Source organism: Spirosoma daeguense (assembly GCF_054776875.1).
In genome coordinates, this window is record NZ_BAAHBF010000006.1 from 211,542 (window position 1) to 235,540 (window position 23,999).

A 23,999-nucleotide genomic window follows, 5' to 3' on the forward strand; every position below is an offset into this window, starting at 1 on the left:
TTCGACCATAAACAGGTGGCATCTGTAAACGGTTAACGATTAGATATATAGCCGTAAGAAAGATGAAACTAAAACCAGTATTCATCCTGATCGCAATTAGCCTCGTAGTCAGTTACCTTGTTGTGGTTTATCTGACTGGCGACTGGAAAGCCTATAGTTGGAAAAAAACAGAAGCTCAGGCATGGTCGTTTCTGGGCGAAATAATGCTGGTAGTGCTCTTTTTCATTTTCTGGAAGAAAATCAGAAAGCCATAGTTCAAAACAGAAATCTAGTATTATGCTACGTTACCTTTTTGAGAGCTCTCCGTCATAGAAACAACATCAACAAATCTAACCCATAAAGCAAAAAAGCCTGACGTTTAACGTTGGGCTTTTTTACTTTATGACAAACTCCTCAAAACAATTCGCTGACAAAGAAAATTACCCCAGCCGAAAGCCGAAAAGCCGCCACATCAGCGCGATCCGCAGAGGTAAAGCCGTTTATGATAACTGGCGATTTAGCGCCGGCCTGAAGACTAGCGTTTAGGGTAATGGCAACTGGTAACGCAACAAAGTAATTTAACCCGGCTCCAACATGTAACGCCCCACCTTTAAACAGTAGATTATCGCGAGCGCCATTGTAGCCAAGTACCTGATCGGCCTTCCCTGTTTGATACGTATAACCGAGTTCAGCAAACGGTCGTAGTGCGCGGGTCGTAGCCGAAAAATTGAACCGTAAACCGCCTGTCATGTGCGAAAAATCAAACGATTTGGCGGCAATATTATCAGCATTTAACGTAGTCCAGTCGTACTGCGCAAAAAGCTCATAGCGTTGGTTGAAACCATATCCGATACGTCCGCTGAAACCGGGACCGCTGCCTGAATTTTCGTCTAAAAACTGAAAATAGTCAGACGACCAGCCCATGTATGTCCCCTGAATACCTATACTAAGTCCCTCTGTTGTTGATCGTTGGCGAATAGTCTGCGCCCGAGAATTAGTCAGAACGAGTAGGGTTGCGAAAAATGTTAGTAGAGTAAATCGAAAAAATTTCATAGCGAATTGGTTTCTAGTAAGAATATTTGAGTAGTGCTAATTAGGGGATCAGAACGTAATAACATCGTCGGCGGTACGTACTTCGAACGTCTGCCCCGACCGAAACTGAACAGGCTGCCCTTTTGCTTCTTCGCTGATTGTGGCCGAACGTAACAAAACCCGTTTGCCGTTGGCGGCTTCAACGCTATTGATACGAAATTCGAGCAGGTTCTTTTTCCGAAATACATCTCCATCTGCCCGTTTAATACGGCTCACTTCGCCGTAGGCTGTAGCACCACTCTGAATCACCACTTCGCCTTCACTTACAACTGGTTCCGTAACCCGGAATCGAATCGATTGACCTTCATGTGCTACGTCGGATGAAAGCCCATCGACCAGACTTAAGTTTACCCGCAATCGGCGAATGGCAACCGTTTTACGACCAGTTGTTTTTGGGGTTACAACCTCAGGTGCTGGCTCTGTTTTTACAGGCTCAGGTGTTAACGTAGTGGGTGTTTCAGTAGGAGTTGTTGTCGGTACTGTGGCAACCACTTCTGCTTTTTTAACGCTACCAGGAGTATTGTACGAACGCGGAGTTTCGGTTTTAGGCTTTTTTACCGCTAGTTTATTTTCGATAGGAGTAGCCGTTACGTTTCTGACATCGGGAGTTGAGACAGGCGTTACGTTATCGCCAGTTGAAGGAACTGCCTGAGCAGGTTGGTTTTCTGCTACGTAGGATTCACTACGCTCCGTTTTAGGAGTTAGCTGACTAACTGTGGATTCCGGTTTTCTAGTTTGAATCGGTCTATCATCCGTTCGGTCAACTAAAATCAACCCAATAAAGAGCAGCGCCATAAGTGTTAGACCTCCTCCTAGTAATGTTTGCCAATTATCGGAAGCCCAATCCATGAACGTAGTACTACGTGTCGGTTCTATTAGGTCTGATACCAGTTTGGTTTCAGCCAGCATTGTCCGACGAACAGGCTGCATATTTAATACGTCGGTTGTCGGAATAGCTGGAATCAGTTGTGATGGGTCTAGTACGCTGAGTTGCGAAAAATAGGGTTGTAAGGCTTTCTGGAATTCTTTTGCGTCAGCGAATCGTTTGGCGGGATTTTTATCAAGTGCCTTGTTTACAATCGCTTCGAGTTCTTTCGGTACATTGTTGTTCAGTTTTCGAAGCGCAATCGGTTTTTCCTGAATAATGGCCTGCATCAGCGCAAAATCGGTTCGGCTGGCAAAGGGCAATTTTCCCGAAAGCAGTTCATATAGTAAGATACCAATGGCATACAGATCGGAAGCGGTTGAGGGAGCTTCACCCCGCACCAGTTCGGGAGCCATGTATTCGAGTGTGCCCACTAATCGATTTGCCTGTGTCATCCGTTGGTTTCCAACAACGCGGGCGATTCCAAAATCCATCAGTTTTACGTTTCCATCGGGCGTTAGCATCAAGTTCGCGGGTTTGATATCGCGGTGCAAAACGCCTTTTCGGTGCGCATGGGTTAACCCCTCAAGTGCCTGCCTCACAATTTCGGCGGCTACCGATGCCGATAACGCCCCCGTTTTCCGGACGATGGTTTCCAGACTATCGCCCGCTACGTATTCCATCGCCATAAAATAGTCGCCACCATCCTGCAAAAAATTGTAAACGACGGCAATATTTGGATGGTTGAGCCGCGCCAGAATCATGGCTTCATTCCGAAACCGTTCGGTAAATGAAGCCTGATTAACCAGATGGGTGTGCAGCATTTTTACGGCTACAGGCCGTTCGAGATGTGTGTCAGTTGCCTGATAAACAGTACCCATGCCGCCTTCGCCCAGCAGTGATTCAACGCGATAATGATGGATTAGTCGGCCGTGCATTGATGATTGCATGGTAGTGGTCATTGAGGAAGTTCGCTGTCACGGGTGAAAGGAGAATCTATTTCGCGCGTTTCTTTCGCCGATGGGTTCGGGTCTGGATTGATTCGTTGGGCCAGTACAATCGTGATGTTATCATGTCCGCCCCGGGTTTTCGCCAGATTAACCAGTTCATCTGCCGCATCGTGCAAACTATTTTCCTGTAATATCCGAACAAAATCGGCTTCAACGCAATACTCATACAAGCCATCGGAACACAACATCAATCGGTCGTTGATATCGAACGGAAGAATGCACCGACCAATGTCTACCTGTACGTTTGCTTTCGTTCCCATTGCCTGCGTCAATACGTTACGTTCCGGGTGAATGGCAGCCGCTTCGGGAGTGATGCTTCCGGTTCGGAGCAACTCCTGAATGTAGGTGTGATCACGGGTTAATTGGATAAGCTGTCCAGATTTGAACAGATACGCCCGACTGTCGCCAACGTGCGCGAAATAAAGCTGCTGTTCGTGAACGATGATGGCCGTGCAGGTTGTCCCCATTCCCCGGAACGTATCATGCTGCCGGGCTTCTTCGTATATCTGACGATTTGCTAGCTGAAAAGCTAGCAACAGACATTTTTCGATACTGTCGTTATGCTGAAAATATTCTCGATTTACAATTTCGGCCGCCATCTGACTGGCCACTTCACCCGCCAGATGCCCGCCCATACCGTCGGCCACCAATAGTAAATAGCCTTTTGTTCGGCGAATACCTTCATCGGCCAGACGGACAAACAATCCGGTATCTTCGTTATTCTGGCGCACATTGCCCAGGTCAGACACCACAACAGCATTTACTTCACTCAGGAATGATGATTCTTCAGAGCTAACCGTCGATAACGTAGTGGGTATGATTAACGAATCGGCAGTTTCAGGGAACGTAGCGGGGTTATTTTGCCCGAATATCCGTTTAATGATATTTTTCATATGGTTTTATTGCTATCGGTCAAAATAACATTGGTACAATTTCTGGACTTCGGGTTCAATCATAAACTGCTGCTCAACTCCCTGATGTCGGATGGTAATCGGTAATGCCTGCCCCGGTGTTCGTTTCACAAGAAAGGGTTCTTTCGATTGAACCGAACCATCGGGCATAACCAGCTCAATATCATAGTCGGCATTCAGTACCTCAACCTGAATCTGCTCATACTGAGTAGCTGGCGTTTCGGTCGTAATCAGCGATTGCTCAACCTTTGTCGGCGTATCTGGCATTTGATTAGCGCGCCAGACAAATAAGCAACCAACCAGAAGAAGAACCAATAGGACGTAACGAAATGGGCGGATAGAAGTAGACCAGTTAAGTAAAGGAGCCGCAACTTGCAACAACGTATTGCTGGTAATAAATGACTGACCGGCCGATTTCACCAGCATTGGCTCCATATCGACGGCAGCAGGTCGCTTCGTCGGATTCATGTGCAAACAACTGGTTATCAACGTAGCCAATTCTGGAGAAATGGCCGGATTCAGTACTTGCGGGCGTGTAAACTGCGCCCGCTCGATTTGGTGGCGTAGGAGAAGCGGATTAGCCGCATCAAATGGTAAATGGCCCGTTGTCATTTCATAGAGCAGGACACCCAGTGCCCACACGTCTGATTTGGCATCAACCTGTCCGCGAAACTGCTCCGGGGCCATAAACTCGGCAGTTCCAACGGCATGCCCAACTTTTGTTAATTGTGGTGTGTACTGACCTTTTGCAATGCCAAAATCAAGAACTTTTACCTGACCGTTGGGTTGAATCCGAACGTTCGACGGCTTCAGATCCCGATGAATAATTCCCTTCTGGTGCAGATAAGCCATTGCATTGGCTATCTGTTTTATGATTTTGGTAGCCTCTTCGTTGTTCAGCCGCTCTCTTCGCCGAATCACCTCATCCAACGATTGTCCGTCAACCCATTCAATCACCAACGCTGGCCGTTCGTCGATCATGCAGAATTCATAAAGAGCCGCTATATTCTGATGGGAAACCGATGCCTGAACCATCGCTTCGTTCTGAAACCGGGCCGCAAACTCCGGACGATACAACACTTTCACCGCAGCCAGCCGACCCGTTTCAATATGGGCCGCCTTAAACACTTCGCCCATTCCACCCGCTCCGACATAATCCGTCAGGCGATAGCCAGCAACAATATGGTTGAGTAGAGAATGAGCGTGTGACATGACAAGTTGGAGATGATGGTTCAAGTTCAGAATTGCGTTTTCAGGCTCCAGTTGCGTTCGATCTGAAGCCTGAAACAACCCTACTCAACTACTTGCCGACGGCCCATTAATTCGAGACCATATTTGATGGGTACGGCGAATGTGATGCGGGTTGCATCGTCGCGGCTGGTGCTGGCGGAGAATATTCCGATGGCATTTCCATCTTTGTCGAAAACAGGGCCACCGCTGTTGCCAGAACCGGTTGCATTGGCCGTAAGCTGGTAGTAATCACCGAATTCACTGTAGTATGCGGCAGCTTTACCAACCGCCTGACCACGTAGTATTTTACCTACATTACCGGGCGTAACCGTTACGTCGGGCACTTTCACAATCTGCGGATTCCGATTGGCGAAATCGCCCGAATATTCACCAACATATACATCGGGCGAAATGCCGGGGTATCCCATAACCGTAATTGGCTGACCCGGAGCTATTGATTTGTCGGCATCACGCAGTTTAACAGGCGTCAATGTTTCGGCGAGGCCAATTTTGATCAGTGCTACGTCGTGTTTGCTCGAAACAATTGGTTTACCTTCGGCGGGGAAACGTTGCTCGTTTTTATTGAACGTTACGTCCATATAGGTATTGACACCTTCAATCAACTTGCCCGACATTGGTTTGCGGCCAAAGAACTGCGTTTCGGAAGGTACCCAACGGAATTCCTGAACGGGTTGGGCACTAATTTCCCAGCCTTTAGCACCTTCAACCAATAAAATACCGGGAAAAGCATCCTGCGGAAAATCATAGTACGCATTCCAGGCAGCCGCTACGTGCCGATTGGTCATGATGTGCCCCTGTGGCGAAACTACAAACCCTGTTCCGCTTGCTCCTGCCATAGCAATGGGTTTCCCAACTGCTACGTTCCGTTTCAGGCCCAACAGCGGTTCAATTTTTCCCGGTGCCGTTTCGATATAAACCGCTTTGTTAACGGTCCGTCCGTCCGACAGCCGAATTGGCATGTATTCATGGTAAATATCATCGCCAGTGCTGGTATTGATCAGTTTATAGCCAAATTCAATGAAGACAACTTTACTCGTGTTGACCGAAGCGATTTGTTCGGCAGAAAGTCCGTTTTCAGCAGCTTTTACTACTTCCGTTTTTTCGTGATGATGCACATGAACGGTGTCGGCTTTTAGCTTATCCTTAAACAGAAACCCTACGCCCGAAAGCACCACCAACAGAGCTGAAACACTCAGGAATACCGACTTATTGGTTTTCCGACGCTCGGTATTCATCATCCGTTCAACGGTTTGTTTGCCCAAACCAACTTTGGGCGGCCCAGCGAATTCGTTTTCGGCCGAAGACTGGACAGGCTCTGTTAATAGAAGCTCGGTAGTTGGTTTGATCGATACCGGAATATCGACAACCCGCGTACTCATCATCAGTTCGGCAGGCCGTGGGTTCAGATCGAACTGGAAAACGGGACCACCCTGACCGAGTTGAATTTCATCGCCCGGTTGAATCTGGGCTGAACCGGCAATGCGGCTTTTATTGACGAAAATGCCGTTGCGCGAATTGTTATCGAACAACGTAAAGACGAACGACTTATCCGACTCCCGAACAATTTTCCCGTGTTCACGCGAAACAGCCGCGTCACGTTCGGGATCGAACCGCACTACGTTGGTTGCGGCCCGGCCAAAGGTCAGTTCATTGTATTTCTTATAATCGAACTCTTCAACCTGATTGGCTTTCGTGCCGGTCAGGTGACGAATAACGTAGCGGTTAACGAGGGTTGCCATGAGCTTTTATCTATGTCTTGAGGTGAAAAGTTGTTGTCGTTTTGACTGATACAAAGTTGGCGGATGCTATGTCGGTGAGAAATCGGGGAATGCCCGGATTTAAGGTCTGGAAAACCTATATTTTTCATCTATAGGAAAACCTATATTTTTCGGCTAACGCTTGTGAGTGACTACGTTATATGGCTATTTTGGAAAGGTAATGAGTAGAAAGAGCGAATACTTGATTGAATTGATCGCTCTTTCGCTCTCTCATTCTTTCGCTCTTTATTTTCTCATGCGTTACGTATTCCTCTTCTGGTTGATAGCTAACGTAGCCGCAGCCCAGAATCCAACGATAGATTCACTACGTACCCAGCTCACCAAACTACCTGTCGATAGCAATCGGGTGAAAACCATGCATGAACTGTCGACAAATCTCTGGTGGAATGGCTATGATTCAGTGGCTCGCCAAACACTCTATCAAATCATGCCCATCGCCAAACGTATTAAGTACCCAGAAGGCGAAATTCGGGCGCGACTAGCTTTGGCACGTATCGAAGCAGATTATTTATCAGACACAAAATCAGCTCATACACAGCTCGATACAGCCTATAAAATGGCGGTTGCCATTCACAATTTATCGCTGGAGGGACAGGTCTATTTTCGACGGGCGCAGTTGTACGAAAATTTGGAAAGCAAGATGCCTGAATCCAGAAAATTACTGGACAAAGCCTTACAGACACTAAAAAAAGCTGGCGACCGCCGTTGGGAAGCGCAGGTATATAACGACATGGCCATCATGCAAATGGGCGAAGGCAAGTACGTCGATGCCATTAACCTCTGGCTCGATGCCCGACGTATTCAGGAGTCGATGCAGGATTGGAAAAGTCTTCGCAGTACGTTGCCGAATCTGGGGGCCGTTTACCTGAAGCTGAACCGTTATACTGATGCGATGGCCTGTTTCAACGAAGCCGAAAAAATTGCCGACCGTCTGAATGACAATACGGTCAAGAGCTTCATTGTGCGCAGAAAGGCCGAAGTGCTCGAAAAAGAAGGCAAGTATCAGCAGGCGTTAGACATCTATCTGAAAGACGCTAAACAATGGGCCAAAGCCGAACAGTCGAATTCGCTTTGTCGCCTTTATGGTGCTATCGGTCGAATGTACATTAAGCTAAATCAATACGACAAGGCACTTTATTATAGCAATCTAGCCCAAGACCTCAACCGAAAGATTGTGGCTGAAGATATCGAAACGCTCGACCACAGTGCACAATCTAATTTTGGCCAGATATATCTGGCCAAAAAGCAATACGCCAAGGCCGTAGAATCTGCTAAAGTTGGCCTTGCCTGGACGAAAGACGTTCGAGAAATGCGCCCCGAACGTACTGAATACCTCCATCAACTAGCTGAAGCTTACGATCATTTAGGGCAACCAGCACAGGCACTACGTTATTTTAAATGGTATAAAGCCGAAGCCGATACCATGCTAAATGAAGAAGCATTGCAAAAGGCTACGGTTGCCAGCATGACATTCGATTTTGAGAAAAAACAACAAGGAACACGCCTGAAACAGGCTCAACAGGAAACTCGCATCCAATCATTGGAAAACGACAAGCTCGAACAACTCCGTAATTTTCTGATTGCTACACTCGTTGTCGGCGCGGGGGCACTTGGTTACGTATTCTGGACCAATCGACAGTTAAAGAATAAAAATGCAGAATTATCAGAGAAAAACGCCGAAATCGAAGCAGCACTTTATCGCGGACAAACCATTGAGCGCAAGCGAGTTGCCAGCGAGCTGCACGACAGCGTAGCCGCTAAAGTATCGGCCCTAAAATGGCGATTCGAAGCATTCGATATGGCCCGGTTCGATGAAGGCCAGTTACGGGAGCATGCTCGCTTGCTCGATCATATGGGAGAAGTTTACGATGATATACGCGCCATCTCGCACAACCTGATGCCCGAAATTCTGGAGAAACAGGGGTTGCAGGCTGCACTTATTAAATTAACCGATACGTTGAATGTTCAAAATCGAACCCGGTTCTTGCTCGAAGTAGAGCAATCGGGCGAGGATGTACGGGGCAAAACGGCTTATGAAATCTATGCCATTACGCTCGAATTGGTCAATAACATTCTCAAACACGCTAAAGCACGTCAGGCTGATATTTCCCTGCTACGTCGGAATGGCTTCCTCGCTTTAACCGTTCAGGACGACGGTCAGGGCATACCCAATGGGAAAACCCAGAATGGTATAGGTTTACAAAATATCCAGTCGCGGTTAGAACGGCTGGGCGGTACGTGTCGAATTTCAAATCGGGAACAGGGTGGTACGCAGGTCAATATTCAGATTCCGATTGCTGCGTAAGCCATATTTCCTTACAACAACCCATGTTTCACAGCATATTTAATTATACCGATTGAATTTTTGACACCTAGCTTCCGAAGGATATTGTGTCGGTGCGTCTCAACAGTTCCAGGGCTGATAAATAGCTTTTCGGCAATGGCGTTGGTCGATAATTCCTGAGCAATCAGTTTGATAATTTCAATTTCGCGGTCGGTGAGTGGAACCAGCGGAGCAGGCGCTTCGTCGGTCGGACGTGCCGATTCAACGGGTAATGCCATCAGTTGCGTCATTACAGATTCCGAGAAATATTTTTCGCCCCTGGCCAGTGTTTTCAGCGCACGTTCCAGCTCGGCTTTACCGGCCTTTTTCATCACGTACCCTGAAATACCAGCCCGAAAAGCTTCCCGAATTTTGTCGGCATCTTCCGAAACGGTTAGCATCAACACTCTAAGTTGCGGATACTGCTGGCGGATTTGTAAGGTCAGATTGATGCCATTAAGATCGGGCATATCCAGATCGGTCAGCAGAATATCGGCCTCATTCTCTTCCAGAAAACCAGCTACGTCCCGGCTGTCATTGAACGTACCAACCACTTCGATTCCATCAATACGGCTCAGCAACAGCGACAAACTGTCTAAAATAATTTCATGATCATCGGTTAAAACAACGCGAATGGGTGTGGACATACGTACGTGGATCAGTGTAGAGGAACGGGATAACCCAAAGATAGGATGTGTTTCAGCGATTGGCAATTATCTGGCGAATCAGGTTCACAGTAATTGTTCAAAATAGGCTGGCATATCTGTTACGTTACTCGCTACGTTTGAAAGTTGCACATTCTTCGTATTTTGAGGGCATGAATTCATTTATTTCTGTGGCTGTTGTGGCCTTCTTTCTACTATCCATGTCGGCTTGCGCTCCACGATATAAAGGTCCGGTAACGGATCATTTCAATGGTAAGAAATTTTTTAATCCGGGAATGCCAGAACGTAGTGAAGGCGGAGTCTTGAAATGGATGTTCAACCGGGATAAAGGCCCCTGGCCCGAACAACCCGACGCTTATGTTGGCTCAAAACCCGCCACCCGAATCGAAGGCGATAGTCTGGTCCTTACCTTCGTCAATCATTCAACGTTTCTGATTCAAACCAATGGCCTGAATATCCTGACCGACCCGGTCTGGTCGAAACGGGTTGGTCCTACATCGTGGTTAGGCATTAAGCGCAAACGCCCACCGGGGCTTAAACTCGACGAACTTCCTCCTATCGACGTAGTGCTACTGAGCCATAATCACTACGATCATCTTGATTTACCCACAATTAAAAAATTAGCAAAGACCCATAACCCACTGTTTGTTACGCCGTTGGGTGTATCTTATCTTCCTAAATCGGTAGATGGACGTACCACGCGTGAACTCGATTGGAACGATACGTTACGTATCAATGATAAACTCTCGCTGACTTGTACTCAGGCGCAGCATTTCAGCAACCGGGGCATGGGCGACCGTGACGAAACGCTCTGGTGTGGCTATCTGCTTCATACTAGTTTCGGCACTACGTATTTCTGCGGAGACAGCGGCTATGGCCCTCATTTCAAGAAGATTGCCGCACTGGCCGAACGTAGCACAACTGGCCCTATCAAACTCGCTCTGTTGCCCATCGGTTCGTACCGCCCCGAATGGTTTATGGCTCCCGTACACGTATCACCCGCCGGTGCCGTACAAGCCTTTATCGACCTTAATCCGCAACAGGCCGTTGGTATTCACTTTGGCACGTTTCAACAGGGCGACGACGGATTGTTTGAACCCGCCGATGATTTAAAAAAGGCACTTCAGGAAAAGAACGTAGCCCCCGATCGTTTTGTGGTTCCGAAAGAAGGACATCCGATGGTTTTCGGTAAGAGTTCGCTTAGTCAGAATCAGCGTTGACGTAGCACGTCAAATGCTACGTTACTGTTTATCAGTCAGTTTGAAACCCCGTCCTAAATTCCTCCCTACGGGGGAGGAATTTAGGACGGCCGCTGCCGTGGGGTAATTTCATCAACATTCACGCTTTATTAATACGTTCAGATCAAGTTCGTCTGTGGCTGTTGTATCAGCCTGAAGTACGCGTTTCACAAACGCTAGTGCATCGCTAGTGTGCGTGAGTTTCATGGCAGCTACACAGTCTGACGGTATGCTTAAAGTAAGGTCGCGCATAAATGCATCATTGGCTGTAAATAGCACACAGGAATCGGCACGTAGACCCGTCAGAATGAGGTGTTTCGCTTTTAAATAAGTCAGTAACGTATCTAACGTAGTGGCGTAAAAAGCAGAGTTTTTTGGCTTTAGCACAAAATAATCGTCTTCTTCAGGCTCTAAAACTTCCGCCAGCAACTGCCCCCGAACGCCGTCTTTTAATACGTGGTCGATAACTTCCCTAAAATCGGAACGCCAGCGGCCAAAATTGTCATTGGCGTATATGACTGGGATACGTAGTGATTTAGCCTTTCGTTTTAGCGCAGCGATGCGCTCGGCAATAATGCAGGCTGGTTCCAATAATTCTTCTCCTCCCGGAAATTCCAGGTCATTAATCATGTCAATAATCAGTAATACCACCGACGATACGTCTGGTACGTTACCGTGTAAATCACTCTCATTATTTTCCATAAACGTTACGTATAACGGAGCAGTTGAAGGTAAAATCGCTACAAACCCGAATCACGTCAAGCGTTTTTTTGTACTTAGGGTTTTCCCTAAATTTATCCAAAGTCGGGTTTTCACTATTCCCAAACCACTACACCAAATCCTAATTTTGCTAAACAAAATTCTATTTACTAATTGTTCGTTCGTGCGTTGCACGTTTAAATTGGTTGATTGGTTAACTGTAAATTAACAATGAGTATGTACGAATGGCGGCAATTATTAGTAGTGAAGGTATGATACGGGTATTAATAGCAGATGACCATAATGTGTTTGTCGAAGGCATCGAATCGCTTATTTCCGGTTCTCCTGAAATTGAAGTGACGCAGCGTTGTTATAGCGTATCGTCTGTTATCGGTCAGTTGGCTATAACACCTATCGACGTAGTGTTACTGGATATTTCGTTTCCACAAATCGACGATGGCCTTGGGCTCTGCGAATACATCACCCGCACGTATCCGCAAACAAGCGTAATTGCCCTAACCATGCACGACGACGCCAGTTTGATTAAACGAATGGTCAAAAAAGGGGCAAAAGGTTATTTACTAAAGAATACCACCAAAATGGAGCTTCTTCAGGCCATCAGGATGGTGCATCAGGGAAAACAATATTTCAACGAAGCCATTACGTCGATTCTCCTGCACGATGGCCCACGTAGTAAAAAACCTACGGCTGCAGCCGGTGTGCGGCCCAGCCTGACTCCGCGTGAATCAGAAGTTCTTACGCTCATTGCCCAGGGACTTACCACTCAACAAATGGCGACCCAACTCTTTGTTAGTGCCAAAGCGGTTGAATTTCACCGTAGTAGCTTACTCATGAAATTTAGCGTACCAAACACGGCTCTGCTTATTAAAACGGCCATGGAAATGCAGTATATCGATTAATACGTTTTTACTAAATTATGATTGCACTACGTATGTTCATGCACCAGACAAGCTTAGGAGTTTTGCTACTCCTGAGTGTGAATCTGTTTGGGCAGTCGGTACGTAGTGAAACAGATACGCCTACTATCGACAGTCTAAAACGGGAAATCAGGCAGTTAATTCAGAAGAAAAAATACGGGCCAGCCGCTGACGCCTATGACCGTTTAGGGCGGTTATATCATCAATTGTATGGATACAACAAGTATACCATGGATTCGTATTTCAACAGTTTGAAATACTACAATCTGATGGGCGATTCGACAGGATACTATACTCAGCATCTGGTAATCGGCGATTATTATACGCATGATGACTTTATGCAACCCCACGCCGAAAAATATCTGAACAAAGCAAAGTCATTTTTTGAACGAACCCAGAACATTCCTAAACTGATTGAGTGCCGGCTCGGATTGGCTAACATCGCCCAACAAAAAGACCCGCTTCCGGCTAATCTGCTGACGGAATTACGAAATACAGAACGCCTGAGTGCCCAGTATAAGCAGGCATTTTCGCAGGCTTACGCGTTGAATCTGCTGGCCAATTCGTATTCCCGACTCAAAAACCCCGACTCGGCTCAGTATTTCGCCAGTCGCAGCCTGACAATTGCCGAACGCCTGAATGTCAAGTGGTTAATTAGCCTCAACTATTTTTATCTGGGTATTGTAGAGCAGTTCAGAAATGAGTCGAAGAAAGCGATTGGCACCTATCAAAAGAGTTATCAACTGGCCGAAGTCGAGCATAACGTAGCTATGCTACGTGAATTGTCGAAGCATTCGGCAGATAGCTACTTTCATATGGGCGATTACAAACGTGCCTATGAATCGTCGCTGAAAACGCTCGATTTTGCCAATCAGTTTTATCAGTCAGAGCAAACCAAAAGCATTCGTTTGCAGGAGCTTGACAGTCAGATCAAAACGCTGGCCGTTGAAAAGCAACTAGCCGAAGAACAGAACCAGAGCGAGCGTTTTTTAAACTCTGTGCTTGTCGGTATTCTGATAATCAGCATTGTAGGCGTAGCGGCTCTAGTTTTTCTACGTCGTCAGCAGAAATTGATTGCCCGGCAGCAGGCGGTAATTGCCCAGCAACAAATCCGACAACTGGAACTAAAATCGCTACGTGCCATGATTGAAGGACAGGAAGGCGAACGTAGCCGGATTGCACGCGATCTGCACGACGGGCTGGGTATTCAATTATCCCGAATCAAGCTGTTTGTTGAGGCTCATCAGGAGCAGTTGCCCTACTCGGTGAAAGAGCCACTCAACCAGTTCCTGGACGAAGCCTGCAACGAAACTCGCCTGATTTCCAACGATTTACGCCCTTACGCTTTATCGACTTTTGGTCTGATTCCTGCGCTGGAAGATTTAGTACAGAAGCTCAATCTGGTCAACGAAACAACGCTGGTCATGGAGCATTACGGCGAGTTACCTCCTTTGGGCGAAGAAGCGTCGGCTATGTTGTACAGGGTGGTGCAGGAGTTATTGAACAATGCTTTAAAACACGCTCATGCTCAGACCATTACAATACAAATTGTTACCAATGACGAAACCGCGCTTATCAGTGTAGACGACGACGGTCAGGGCGGAAATTTTGCGGATGAAGCAACACAGGGCAACGGTATTGCAAACATAAAATCCCGGATTTCGTATCTGGGCGGTCAGGTGATGTGGCAAAGCGAAGTAGGCAAAGGTACGTCGGTCATGATTTCTCTACCGATGCAGAAACTCATCAAATCCGCAGCCATTCCACTAGAATAATCCCGAAAATGACATCAGGCCAATCAACAGTCAGAAACCAAAATACCCTACTTTTTCTATAAAACAAGTTAACTATCAAATTTATAGTCTATGATTAAACATGTGCTTTCTGGGGCCTTCGTCCTGAGCAGTTGGATAAGCATCCACGCACAGGAGCGAGCCATGAACAGCGCAGCCGAGGCCCAAAACCCGTCTGTACTAGCCACTATAAAACGACCCAAATCAACTGCCAGCGCATCTTCCGATGTAAAAGCACTGGTACGTGGTGTCGTTTCCGACGAGAAAGGGAATACCCTTCCCGGTGCCACCGTTTCGGTAAAAGGCACGCAATTGGGTACCACCACCGACGTAGAAGGCCGCTTCTCGATCACTATGCCCGACGGTGCCAAGGTATTGGTGATCTCCTTTATTGGCATGAAAACGCAGGAGGTTGTGGTTGGCACACGTACTACGCTGAATATCACCCTCCAAACGGGCGATCAATCGCTGGATGAAGTGGTGGTAATTGGTTATGGAACGGCCAAACGTGCAGACGTTACGTCGTCTATAACGACTGTAAAAACGACGGATTTAAAAGATATTCCTGCCGCCGGTATCGACCAATTGTTACAGGGTAAAGCCGCAGGTGTAACCGTTACCAGCAACGGCGGTCAGCCGGGCGGTGGCGTATCGGTTCAGGTACGTGGCGTTACGTCGATCAACAGCAATGACCCGCTTTTTGTAATCGACGGCGTTCCATTTGTTCGTGGCAATACGTCGAACAGTACAGGTTATGCTGGTCTGGGCGGTGGCGACGGTCAAACCGGGAACAGCGTTATGGCGATGCTAAACCCCAATGATATTGAGAGTATCGACGTACTGAAAGACGCATCGGCGCAGGCTATTTATGGCTCACAAGCGGCTAATGGTGTAATCTTGGTCACGACCAAGAAAGGCAAATCGGGCGAAGGTAAGGTCAATTACGAAATGTATACGGGCGTTTCGGAAGTGGCTAAGCGGCTGGATTTGATGGACCTTCGGGATTTTGCCCGTTACCAGAACGAGGTGTTGCCCATTATCGGCAACCCCGTAGCCGACGAGTTCAAAAATCCGGATTTGTTAGGTACCGGTACCGACTGGCAGGAGGCTATGTTTCAGCACGGACGTATCAACAACCATCAGTTGAGTTTCTCGGGCGGAAAAGATCGTACTACGTATTATCTGTCGCTGAACTATTTCGACCAGAAAGGTATTCTGCTTGGCTCCGATTTCAAACGGTACTCCAGCCGTTTCAGCCTCGACAATCAGCTCAAAAGCTGGATTAAAGTAGGCTTGAGTGCCAACGTTTCACGTAGCATTCAGAACGTATCACTGGCCGATGCTGCCGAAGGAACCATTTGGTGGGGTGCTTCGACCAGTCCGCTCACGCCCGTAAAAAATCTGGACGGTAGCTGGGGAGGTGGACAGACAGTGGGTGGTGTACAATATTTCGGAGCCAATCTGGTGGGTAACAGCCAGTTCCGGGGAAACACCAAAACCTCCAACAACGTATTTGGTAGCCTTTACGCCGAAGTACAACTTTTAAAAGACCTCTCGCTACGTAACGAACTATCGTATTCGCTTGGCCAGGACAACAACGTAGCGTATCAAAAAGCGGGGAACGTGGGCAGTACGTCGTTTCGGAGTAAATTGATCGATTCGCGTTCGGATAGCTATTACTGGTCGCTAACAAACTACCTGACCTATAACAAGTACATCAAGAAACACGGTGTTCAGGTAACGGTGGGTCATCAGGCTCAAAATTCTTACTATCAGTCGATTTCGGGTACGAAAGTTGATTTACAAGCCAATATTTTCGACCTCAACACGGGTAGTTCCGACCAGACAACCTGGGGCTTGAGCGGTGGAAAAGGTCAGTGGGCTATGGAATCGTTTTTCGCCCGCGCCAACTACACTTTCGACGATCGGTTCTCGTTGTCGGCAAGTTTCCGTGCTGATGGTTCGTCCAACTTTGGCCCGAACAACCGTTGGGGCTACTTCCCCGGCGTATCGGCTGGCTGGACTCTTTCGAACGAGAAATTCATGAAAGGTTCCGTTTCGAAAGTGCTCAATTACGCGAAACTCCGGGTTGGTTACGGTGCTGTTGGTAACCAGAACTTTCCAGGTGGTGCGCCAAACCCTGCCTACGTAGGTGCTGTTCAGTTCTTCACCGGTCCGGTGGGTTTCGGTTCGTCGAACATGATCAACGGTATTCCAAACCCGAATTTGAAATGGGAATCGGTTAAAACGACCAACGCAGGTGTTGATCTCGGCTTCCTGAACGGACGTATCGACGCAACGATTGACGTATACAAAAAAGTAACGTCTGACATGATTATCTTCCTGACTGGCCCCAACCTGATTGGCGTGGGTGACCAATGGGATGACCTGAAAGCACCACTAGGCAACGCCGGACAAATGACCAACACCGGGGTTGATATTGGTCTGACCAGCACCAACATCAAGAAAGGCAATTTCAGTTGGAAGACCAACGTAGTAGTAACCCAGTTTACCAACCGCTACGACCGGGCCGCCAGTGCAGCCTCTGCTTTGGATGGAAAAGTATATTACAACAACTACTTGATTACGCACACCACACCGGGCCGCCCTGTCGGTTCGTTCTGGGGACTGGTTACGGATGGATTATTCCGCACACAGGCCGAATTGGATGCCAGTCTGCCTCAATTTGGTTATAAGGTAAATCAAACCGAAACATGGCTGGGCGACATTCGTTACAAAGACATTAACGGTGATAAGAAAATCGACGCATCAGACTACACCTTCATCGGAAGTCCGCTGCCAAAATTCACCTGGGGTTTCACCAACACTCTAAACTTCGGTGACCTCGATTTCTCGCTGTTCCTGCAAGGCAGTCAGGGTGCTAAAGCCTATAACTTCCTGCGCTGGCAATTGGAAGGGCTTAACAATGCCTATACCAATCAGTTGAAAACCGTTAACGATCGGTACACAGCCAATAATACTGATGGAGCGTTGCCACGCTTTACGAATACGAACAAAAACAATACGGCCATGTCGGACCGCTACGTAGAGGACGCATCGTATGCTCGTATTCAGAACATTACGTTGGGGTATCGGCTTCCGAAAACGCTGTTGAACAAGGTTAAAATTTCGAATCTACGGATTTACGGATCGATCCAGAACCTGAAAACGTTCACTAACTACTCAGGCTATGACCCCGAAATCGGCGCGTTCAACAACAGTATCAAACTCATGAACGTAGACACGGGCCACTATCCGAACCCACGGACGTTTACGGTAGGCGCGAATTTGCAATTCTAAAACTAAAGAGCGAAAGTGCGAATGAGTGAAAGACCGGGCTGGCGTTCCAGCGGATTGCTGACGCATGCCCCTGACACTTCATTTCTCTTTCCGGGAAGCGGTAATCGCTCTTTCGCTCATTCACTCTTTCGCTTATTAAAAAATGAAAATCAAGCCATTATATACATTGATTCTTCCGGCAGTGCTTTTATCGGCCTGTTCGAAGGACTTTATCGAACGTCCGTCGCTGTCGGGAACAACCACGGGCAACTATTACAACAATGCCGACGAAGTTCGGGCGGCTACCAGTACGTTATATAGCGGTCTGCCCTGGCGCAATTACGAAAGCCGAGCACAAGACGCCATTGGCGACGTAATGTCGGGTAATATGTTCACCTATACCGACGTCGAATACCTGAATTTCTCGGTGTCGTCGGCCTCCGAACGGATTGGAGCGGCCTGGGGCGCGTTTTACAAAATCATTGGTTATGCCAACGTAATGATTAAAACGTTCGAGGAAAAGAAAGCCGCTGGTGGTGGAGCCGCTTACCTCGACCCAGCCATTGCCGAATGCCATTTCATTCGCGGTACGTTGTATTTCTACATCGCCCGGACCTGGGGAGCCGCTCCCATTATCACCGATCCGGGTGCTACGGCGCTGTCGGGCAACTTCAACATTCCGCGTTATCTCCAGAAAGACGTACTACGTTTCGCGCTCGAAGAATTGAAAATGGCCGAAGCGGGTCTGCCTGAATCGGACGTACCGGGTCGGCTGACGAAGTACTCCGCGAAAGGCATGATGTCGAAGCTGTATTTGTACAGCAAAGACTACGCAAATGCCAAAATAAAAGCCGAAGAGGTTATCAATTCGGGCAAGTACCGGCTAGTAGAAGACTACACGGGCATGTTCACCAAAATGAGCATGAACAACAACGCCGAATCAATTTTCTCGATTCAGCATCAGTTTGCGCAGGACCCCTGGGGCACGGGCAACATCAAAAATCCTGATCGGGGCGCGGGTTCACTACGTACTGCCGAAGCCGATGCCTGGGAAATGTACGTTCCTTCGCTCGATATGCTGAAAGAGTATGAATTTGGTGATTTACGCCGGAAATGGTCGGTTATGGAACACGGCTGGACGAACCCGACCTGGAAACCCCAACGTACCAACGCAGCCAAATACAATGCGTTTATGGCCAACGGTTTCAAGTACGATACGTTGCAGCCAGCAGACGACGGCGGTAACAAAAACGCCACCCGTTCCAACATTGTCAAGTACTTCGCCGGTCCGGGTAAAAGCTTTGGTGGCGATCCGGTTCTGGGCCAGAATTCGGGCAATAACGTAGTACTGCTACGTTATGCTGATATTCTGCTGATCTATGCAGAAGCAGTATTGGCAGGTGGCGCTTCGACTAACGATGCCAAAGCACTCGATGCGCTGAATCAAGTACGACGCCGGGCTGGACTGACGCCAAAAACGTCGATTACAAACGATGACATTCTGCACGAACGTCGGGTTGAGTTTGCGTTCGAAGGTGATTACTGGTACGACATTCAGCGGCAGGGTTTCGCGAAGGCCAAAGCTATCATCGAAAAACAGAATCGTGGTACGGTTACGGGCGCTACGTATCTAACCAATTTCACGGAAGACAAAATGTTTCTTCCAATTCCAGCGGGCGAGATCGTACAGGACCCCGAATTAGGAAAAGATCCGGTTCCGTATTACAACTAAACCTTACTGAGCAACATCCATGAAAATCAATAAAATAAACCAACTAACAGGGCTTTTTCTCCTGACCGTAATCAGCGGTTTCTGGATGAGTTCCTGCACGAAAGATACTGACGGGCGACCACAGATTTCGCCGGGGAATCCCGTTGCCACTAAGATCATGCCGGACTCAGCCGCCGGAGGCTCTATGGTTACGCTAACCGGAACCGGACTTGGCGACATGCGAACCATCGTTTTCGAGAAACAGAACGTACCGGCCGGTTTTCAGCCTACGCTCAACACCGACAACGTACTGATTTTCCGGATACCGACCGAAGTACTGGGCGGCCAACAGAACATCATTTTTACCAACAGCGCGGGTAATACGTTAAAAGTAGCTTTTAAAGCACTGGCTTATCCAAGCGTTACGTCGGTATCGAACTACAATTTCACGAAAGGAACCGTCATTACGTTGACCGGCAACAACTTCGACGACGTAACAGCCGTGGCCATTGCCGACTCGGTGAAAGGCATTTCTGACGCGGCTACGGTGGTATCGAAAAGCAAAACGCAACTGGTGGTTCAGATGCCCACCTCTACGCTTGATCGCGGAAAATTGGTGATTACAAACGGAACGGGCCGTTTGCGGACGCAGCAGGAGTTTATTAACGTCGACAAAGCGTACAAGATTTTCACCGATACGTATGGAACGGGTTTCCAGGATGGTTCGTGGGGTGATGCGGGTGCTATATCGACAAAAGAATTTATTTCGGGAACCGCTTCGGCTGGCAAAAATTACCAGAAAGGCAACTGGCACATGGTTGTGTTTGCCAACTGGTCTTCGTCGGCCATTGCTTACTCACCGGATTACACCTACGTAACGGGCTGGATTAAAGGTGCTTCGGCCGATTATTCGCTCTATTTAACGACCGATGCCGGTAAAGCTGGTTTTGGTGATTTCGTGGAAGCAAACAAGATTGATGTCAAAGCGGGCGTCTGGAATTACTTCAAGATTAAGCTGTCGGACATGGATTTCTGGCTGGCTGGCAAAACGCTGAAGCAAGTCGGTTTCCGCATCAAAGGTCCCGATGCAAAAGACGAAACATTCTATTTCGACGACATTATGCTGGTCAAATAAGTAACTCGGTCGGACTGGCGTACCAGGATTCTAACCACACTGATAAGTGTTTAATCAGTGCGGACAGAATGCTGGTACGCCAGTCCGACCGAGTTACAAAGACTCTCCTATATTATGCATTTATTTATACGGACAGGAACCAAATTAGTTCGTAGGAAACTGCCCGCTTTGTTACTCGCATGGTGCATTTTCGGCAGTTTATCAGGCTGTAAAGCTGCTGAATCCGTTACGTTATCCGATAGCGTGCAAAAGGCTACCAAATCGTCGCTTCCACTTGCACCTAAAAATCACCTTTCAGATAATCAAGCCACTACGTCAACAAAAGGGCTTTACAGTTTTCTGGTGAGTCAATACGGTCAAAAAGTAATTTCGGGGCAGCAGGATGATATTGAATACGTAGTGGAGAAAACGGGCAGAGAGCCCGCTATTGGCGCATTCGATTTGATGGACTATTCGCCCAGTCGGGTTCCATTTGGGAGCAAGCCACTACGTAGCACAGAAGATTGTATAAAGTGGGCAAAACAGGGGAATGGGCGGGGAATTGTTAGCCTATGCTGGCATTGGAACGCTCCAACCGACCTACTCAATCAGGCACCGGATAAACTCTGGTGGAGTGGTTTTTATACAAGAGCTACAACCTTCGACCTAGCCAATACGCTGGCAGACAAACAGGGCGAACGGTACAAACTTTTGCTACGTGATATAGACGCCATTGCCGAACAGTTGAAGAAATTTCAGGCCGCCGATGTACCTGTGCTCTGGCGACCACTCCATGAAGCGGCTGGTGGTTGGTTCTGGTGGGGTGCCAAAGGTGCAGAGCCATTAAAGGAACTCTGGCAAATTTTACATGACCGTCTGACAAATCATCATCAACTCCATAACCTCATCTGGGTGTATACAGGTACGGACAAGCTGGCTCAGGAATGGTATCCCGGCGATCAATACGTTGACATCGTAAGTCTTGATATTTACAGTGATCCAACTGCTACGTTAAACAATAACTGGAGTGACACACAGACTCGTTTCAACGGCAAAAAACTGGTTGCTCTTTCCGAGACAGGCCACCTCCCCCAACCCGATCAGATTCGCGGACTCAATACGTGGTGGTCGTGGTTTGCTGTCTGGAATGGCTCCGACTGGATTAAAAAACAACCTATCGACCGGCTAAAATCCGTTTACTTTGACAATGATGTAATTACTCGCGATGAATTACCAGACTGGCGTAATTACTGAGTCAATTAGCAACTATTTTTTTAAAGCGATGACCAAACTGGTTGTCGCTTTTTCCATGCAACTGACAGTCAACAAATTAACGTTAATACCTACAACTATTTCGTGCTATAGTGGGTCTTGGTAGCATGAAAAAGTTATTCTTTACACTGGTAGCTGTCGGTAGTTTTTGGAGTTGTCAGACTGCGTCTGAAACGGCAACCCCTACTCCATTAATGGCTTCATCGCAAGAGTTGCCCGCCACCATCCTACGATTCAACGCATCGAAGCACTATTGTGGATTTAGCTGGCTTATTCAGATTGACAAAGAAGAATACCGAGTGTACGGCTTAGAAAATAGTGTACCAAAGGATTACCAGAAAGAGAACCTACCCGTTTGGATAACCTATCAGGGCGATCCATCGCGGCAAGGTTGTAATACTATTATTCTTTCATCGATTCGAGCGCGCTAAACCTGCTATAACAGGTTATTTTATTCTTCATTACAGCAATGTTTTTTGTGTAATTGGAAACGAATTTTCAGCTAAATATCACATTTCCATAAAACGGAATTTGTTGTATTGTGCACTCTTTTTAAAGTCTTTTCCTGTACGTTTTGGCACAATTTTAAAATTCCTGCGTTACTTTCTCTAAAGCGTCGGTTTCATAACGCTATCAAGAGTCAATGACCCTATCACTTAAAGACCTTACTCCCCGGCAGATTGTTGCCGAACTAGACCAGTACATTATTGGTCAGGGCGATGCCAAACGTAACGTAGCGATTGCGTTGCGAAATCGCTGGCGCCGGATGAACAGTGCGGCAGACATGCAGCGCGAAATAACTCCTAACAACATTCTGATGATTGGTGCAACGGGCGTCGGTAAAACCGAAATTGCCCGACGGCTCGCTAAAATTGCCAATGCGCCTTTTGTTAAAGTTGAAGCCTCTAAATTCACCGAAGTTGGCTACGTCGGTCGCGATGTCGAAAGCATGGTTCGCGATCTGGTTGAGCAATCAGTAAACCTGGTTCGTGCGGCCCGCAAAGAAGCCGTTCGTGAACAGGCTCAGCAATTAGTTGAAGATGCGATACTGGACATTCTTATTCCCCCCGTTAAATCGGCAAATGGCCATTTAGGCTTCGAGAACGAGAAAAAAAATGATCCGGACGCCGAATTGAACGAACGGACGCGCGAACGGTTCCGCGAAAAAATCCGCTCCGGCGAAATGGACGACCGCAAAATCGATATTGACGTTCAACAAAGTCAGACGCCAAATATTGGAGTTATGGGCGGTGCTGTTGACGATCTTTCGATGATGAATATTCAGGAAATGCTTGGCAATATGATGCCCAAACGCGGTAAAAAGCGCAAGGTAAGTATTGCCGAAGCCCGAAAAATTCTGCTCGAAGAAGAAGCCGCTAAACTCATCGATATGGATGAGGTAAAAGAAGAAGCGATTCGAAAAGCGGAAGATGCGGGTATTATTTTTATCGATGAAATCGACAAAGTAGCGTCGGCCCGTTCGGGCAACGGAAGTGGCCCCGACGTAAGCCGCGAAGGTGTTCAGCGCGATTTACTGCCCATTGTTGAAGGCAGCGCCGTAAATACAAAGTACGGCGTTATTCATACCGATCATATTCTGTTTATCGCTGCAGGTGCCTTCCACGTAGCAAAACCCAGCGATTTAATCCCTGAGTTACAGGGTCGTTTCCCGATTCGGGTAGAACTTCAAAGCTTGTCGGAAAATGATTTTTACCATATTCTGAAAGAGCCACGTAACGCGTTAACGAAGCAATACGAAGCGATGCTCGCTGCTGAGGATGTGGAATTGACGTTTCAGGATGAAGCCCTGCGCGAACTGGCACGTATTGCCTTCGAAGTCAACGGCGAAGTCGAGAATATTGGTGCCCGTCGATTACAAACCGTACTCAGTCATCTGATGAACGACTTCATGTTCGACATTCCCGACGTAATAGGTGCCAACGCAAAAGTGGTTGTAACCCGCGAACTGGTCAGCGAAAAACTGAGCGGGCTAGTCAAAAATCGGGATTTGAGCCAGTATATATTATGATGTAGGAAATAGGAAATAGGAAGTATGATATATGATGTTTTTCAATTACAGT

General features: G+C 47.5%; 18 protein-coding genes. 11 read left to right on the plus strand and 7 right to left on the minus strand.

Translation table 11 applies throughout. The features are described from left to right. Positions 1–62 precede the first annotated feature (62 nt). Positions 63–254 carry a hypothetical protein gene (locus tag ACYVD4_RS20240; protein ID WP_460948816.1) on the plus strand — a complete coding sequence of 64 codons (192 nt, stop codon included), beginning with the start codon at positions 63–65 and terminating at the stop codon, positions 252–254. Between the two features lie 139 nt (positions 255–393). Here ACYVD4_RS20240 and ACYVD4_RS20245 read toward each other — a convergent pair whose 3' ends face one another. From ACYVD4_RS20245 to ACYVD4_RS20265, 5 genes are all read right to left on the minus strand, one after another. Continuing rightward, the gene (locus ACYVD4_RS20245; protein ID WP_460948817.1) at positions 394–1,032 is read right to left on the minus strand and encodes an outer membrane beta-barrel protein; all 639 of its coding nucleotides are present in this window, start codon (positions 1,030–1,032) and stop codon (positions 394–396) included. Between the two features lie 48 nt (positions 1,033–1,080). After that, positions 1,081–2,898 (minus strand): serine/threonine protein kinase, encoded by a 1,818-nt coding sequence (locus ACYVD4_RS20250; RefSeq protein WP_460948819.1) that lies wholly within the window; start codon positions 2,896–2,898, stop codon positions 1,081–1,083. After that, positions 2,895–3,839: a Stp1/IreP family PP2C-type Ser/Thr phosphatase gene (locus ACYVD4_RS20255; RefSeq protein ID WP_460948821.1), complete on the minus strand. Its 945-nt coding sequence runs from the start codon at positions 3,837–3,839 to the stop codon at positions 2,895–2,897. Before ACYVD4_RS20255 ends, ACYVD4_RS20250 begins: the two co-directional genes overlap by 4 nt. 12 nt (positions 3,840–3,851) lie before the next feature. Beyond that, complete coding sequence (locus tag ACYVD4_RS20260; RefSeq protein ID WP_460948823.1) at positions 3,852–5,069, minus strand: serine/threonine-protein kinase; 1,218 nt, start codon at positions 5,067–5,069, stop codon at positions 3,852–3,854. Positions 5,070–5,149: 80 nt separating this feature from the next. Continuing rightward, entirely contained in the window at positions 5,150–6,847 is a 1,698-nt protein-coding gene (locus ACYVD4_RS20265) for a trypsin-like peptidase domain-containing protein (RefSeq protein ID WP_460948824.1), read from the minus strand. A gap of 274 nt (positions 6,848–7,121) precedes the next feature. Here ACYVD4_RS20265 and ACYVD4_RS20270 point away from each other — a divergent pair, with 274 nt between their 5' ends. Then, positions 7,122–9,191 carry a tetratricopeptide repeat-containing sensor histidine kinase gene (locus tag ACYVD4_RS20270; RefSeq protein ID WP_460948826.1) on the plus strand — a complete coding sequence of 690 codons (2,070 nt, stop codon included), beginning with the start codon at positions 7,122–7,124 and terminating at the stop codon, positions 9,189–9,191. Positions 9,192–9,202: 11 nt separating this feature from the next. Here the strand turns inward: ACYVD4_RS20270 and ACYVD4_RS20275 are convergent, their stop codons facing one another. Beyond that, positions 9,203–9,856 (minus strand): response regulator, encoded by a 654-nt coding sequence (locus ACYVD4_RS20275; RefSeq protein WP_460948828.1) that lies wholly within the window; start codon positions 9,854–9,856, stop codon positions 9,203–9,205. Positions 9,857–10,026: 170 nt separating this feature from the next. Between ACYVD4_RS20275 and ACYVD4_RS20280 the strand changes: the two genes are divergently transcribed. Beyond that, positions 10,027–11,094, plus strand: coding sequence for an MBL fold metallo-hydrolase (locus ACYVD4_RS20280; RefSeq protein WP_460948829.1), 1,068 nt, complete (start codon positions 10,027–10,029; stop codon positions 11,092–11,094). Between the two features lie 111 nt (positions 11,095–11,205). Here ACYVD4_RS20280 and ACYVD4_RS20285 read toward each other — a convergent pair whose 3' ends face one another. Beyond that, positions 11,206–11,814, minus strand: a complete 609-nt coding sequence (locus tag ACYVD4_RS20285) for a cysteine hydrolase family protein (protein WP_460948831.1) — start codon at positions 11,812–11,814, stop codon at positions 11,206–11,208. A 242-nt stretch (positions 11,815–12,056) separates the two neighbouring features. Between ACYVD4_RS20285 and ACYVD4_RS20290 the strand changes: the two genes are divergently transcribed. The 8 genes from ACYVD4_RS20290 to hslU all read left to right on the plus strand — a co-directional run bounded on the left by ACYVD4_RS20290 (position 12,057) and on the right by hslU (position 23,947). Next, positions 12,057–12,731: a response regulator gene (locus ACYVD4_RS20290; protein ID WP_460948833.1), complete on the plus strand. Its 675-nt coding sequence runs from the start codon at positions 12,057–12,059 to the stop codon at positions 12,729–12,731. 17 nt (positions 12,732–12,748) lie between these two features. Next, positions 12,749–14,524 carry a tetratricopeptide repeat-containing sensor histidine kinase gene (locus ACYVD4_RS20295; protein ID WP_460948835.1) on the plus strand — a complete coding sequence of 592 codons (1,776 nt, stop codon included), beginning with the start codon at positions 12,749–12,751 and terminating at the stop codon, positions 14,522–14,524. A gap of 90 nt (positions 14,525–14,614) precedes the next feature. After that, complete coding sequence (locus tag ACYVD4_RS20300) at positions 14,615–17,842, plus strand: SusC/RagA family TonB-linked outer membrane protein (RefSeq protein ID WP_460948837.1); 3,228 nt, start codon at positions 14,615–14,617, stop codon at positions 17,840–17,842. A gap of 142 nt (positions 17,843–17,984) precedes the next feature. Further along, a complete protein-coding gene (locus ACYVD4_RS20305) occupies positions 17,985–19,553 on the plus strand; it encodes a RagB/SusD family nutrient uptake outer membrane protein (RefSeq protein ID WP_460948839.1) in 1,569 nt (522 codons plus the stop codon). A gap of 19 nt (positions 19,554–19,572) precedes the next feature. After that, on the plus strand, positions 19,573–20,667 hold the full coding sequence (locus ACYVD4_RS20310) for an IPT/TIG domain-containing protein (protein ID WP_460948841.1): 1,095 nt from the start codon (positions 19,573–19,575) through the stop codon (positions 20,665–20,667). 114 nt (positions 20,668–20,781) lie between these two features. Beyond that, positions 20,782–21,900, plus strand: a complete 1,119-nt coding sequence (locus tag ACYVD4_RS20315; RefSeq protein ID WP_460948843.1) for a glycosyl hydrolase — start codon at positions 20,782–20,784, stop codon at positions 21,898–21,900. Positions 21,901–22,025: 125 nt separating this feature from the next. Then, entirely contained in the window at positions 22,026–22,349 is a 324-nt protein-coding gene (locus tag ACYVD4_RS20320) for a hypothetical protein (protein ID WP_460948844.1), read from the plus strand. A gap of 212 nt (positions 22,350–22,561) precedes the next feature. Next, a complete protein-coding gene (gene hslU, locus ACYVD4_RS20325; protein WP_460948846.1) occupies positions 22,562–23,947 on the plus strand; it encodes an ATP-dependent protease ATPase subunit HslU in 1,386 nt (461 codons plus the stop codon). The last annotated feature ends 52 nt before the right edge of the window (positions 23,948–23,999 follow it).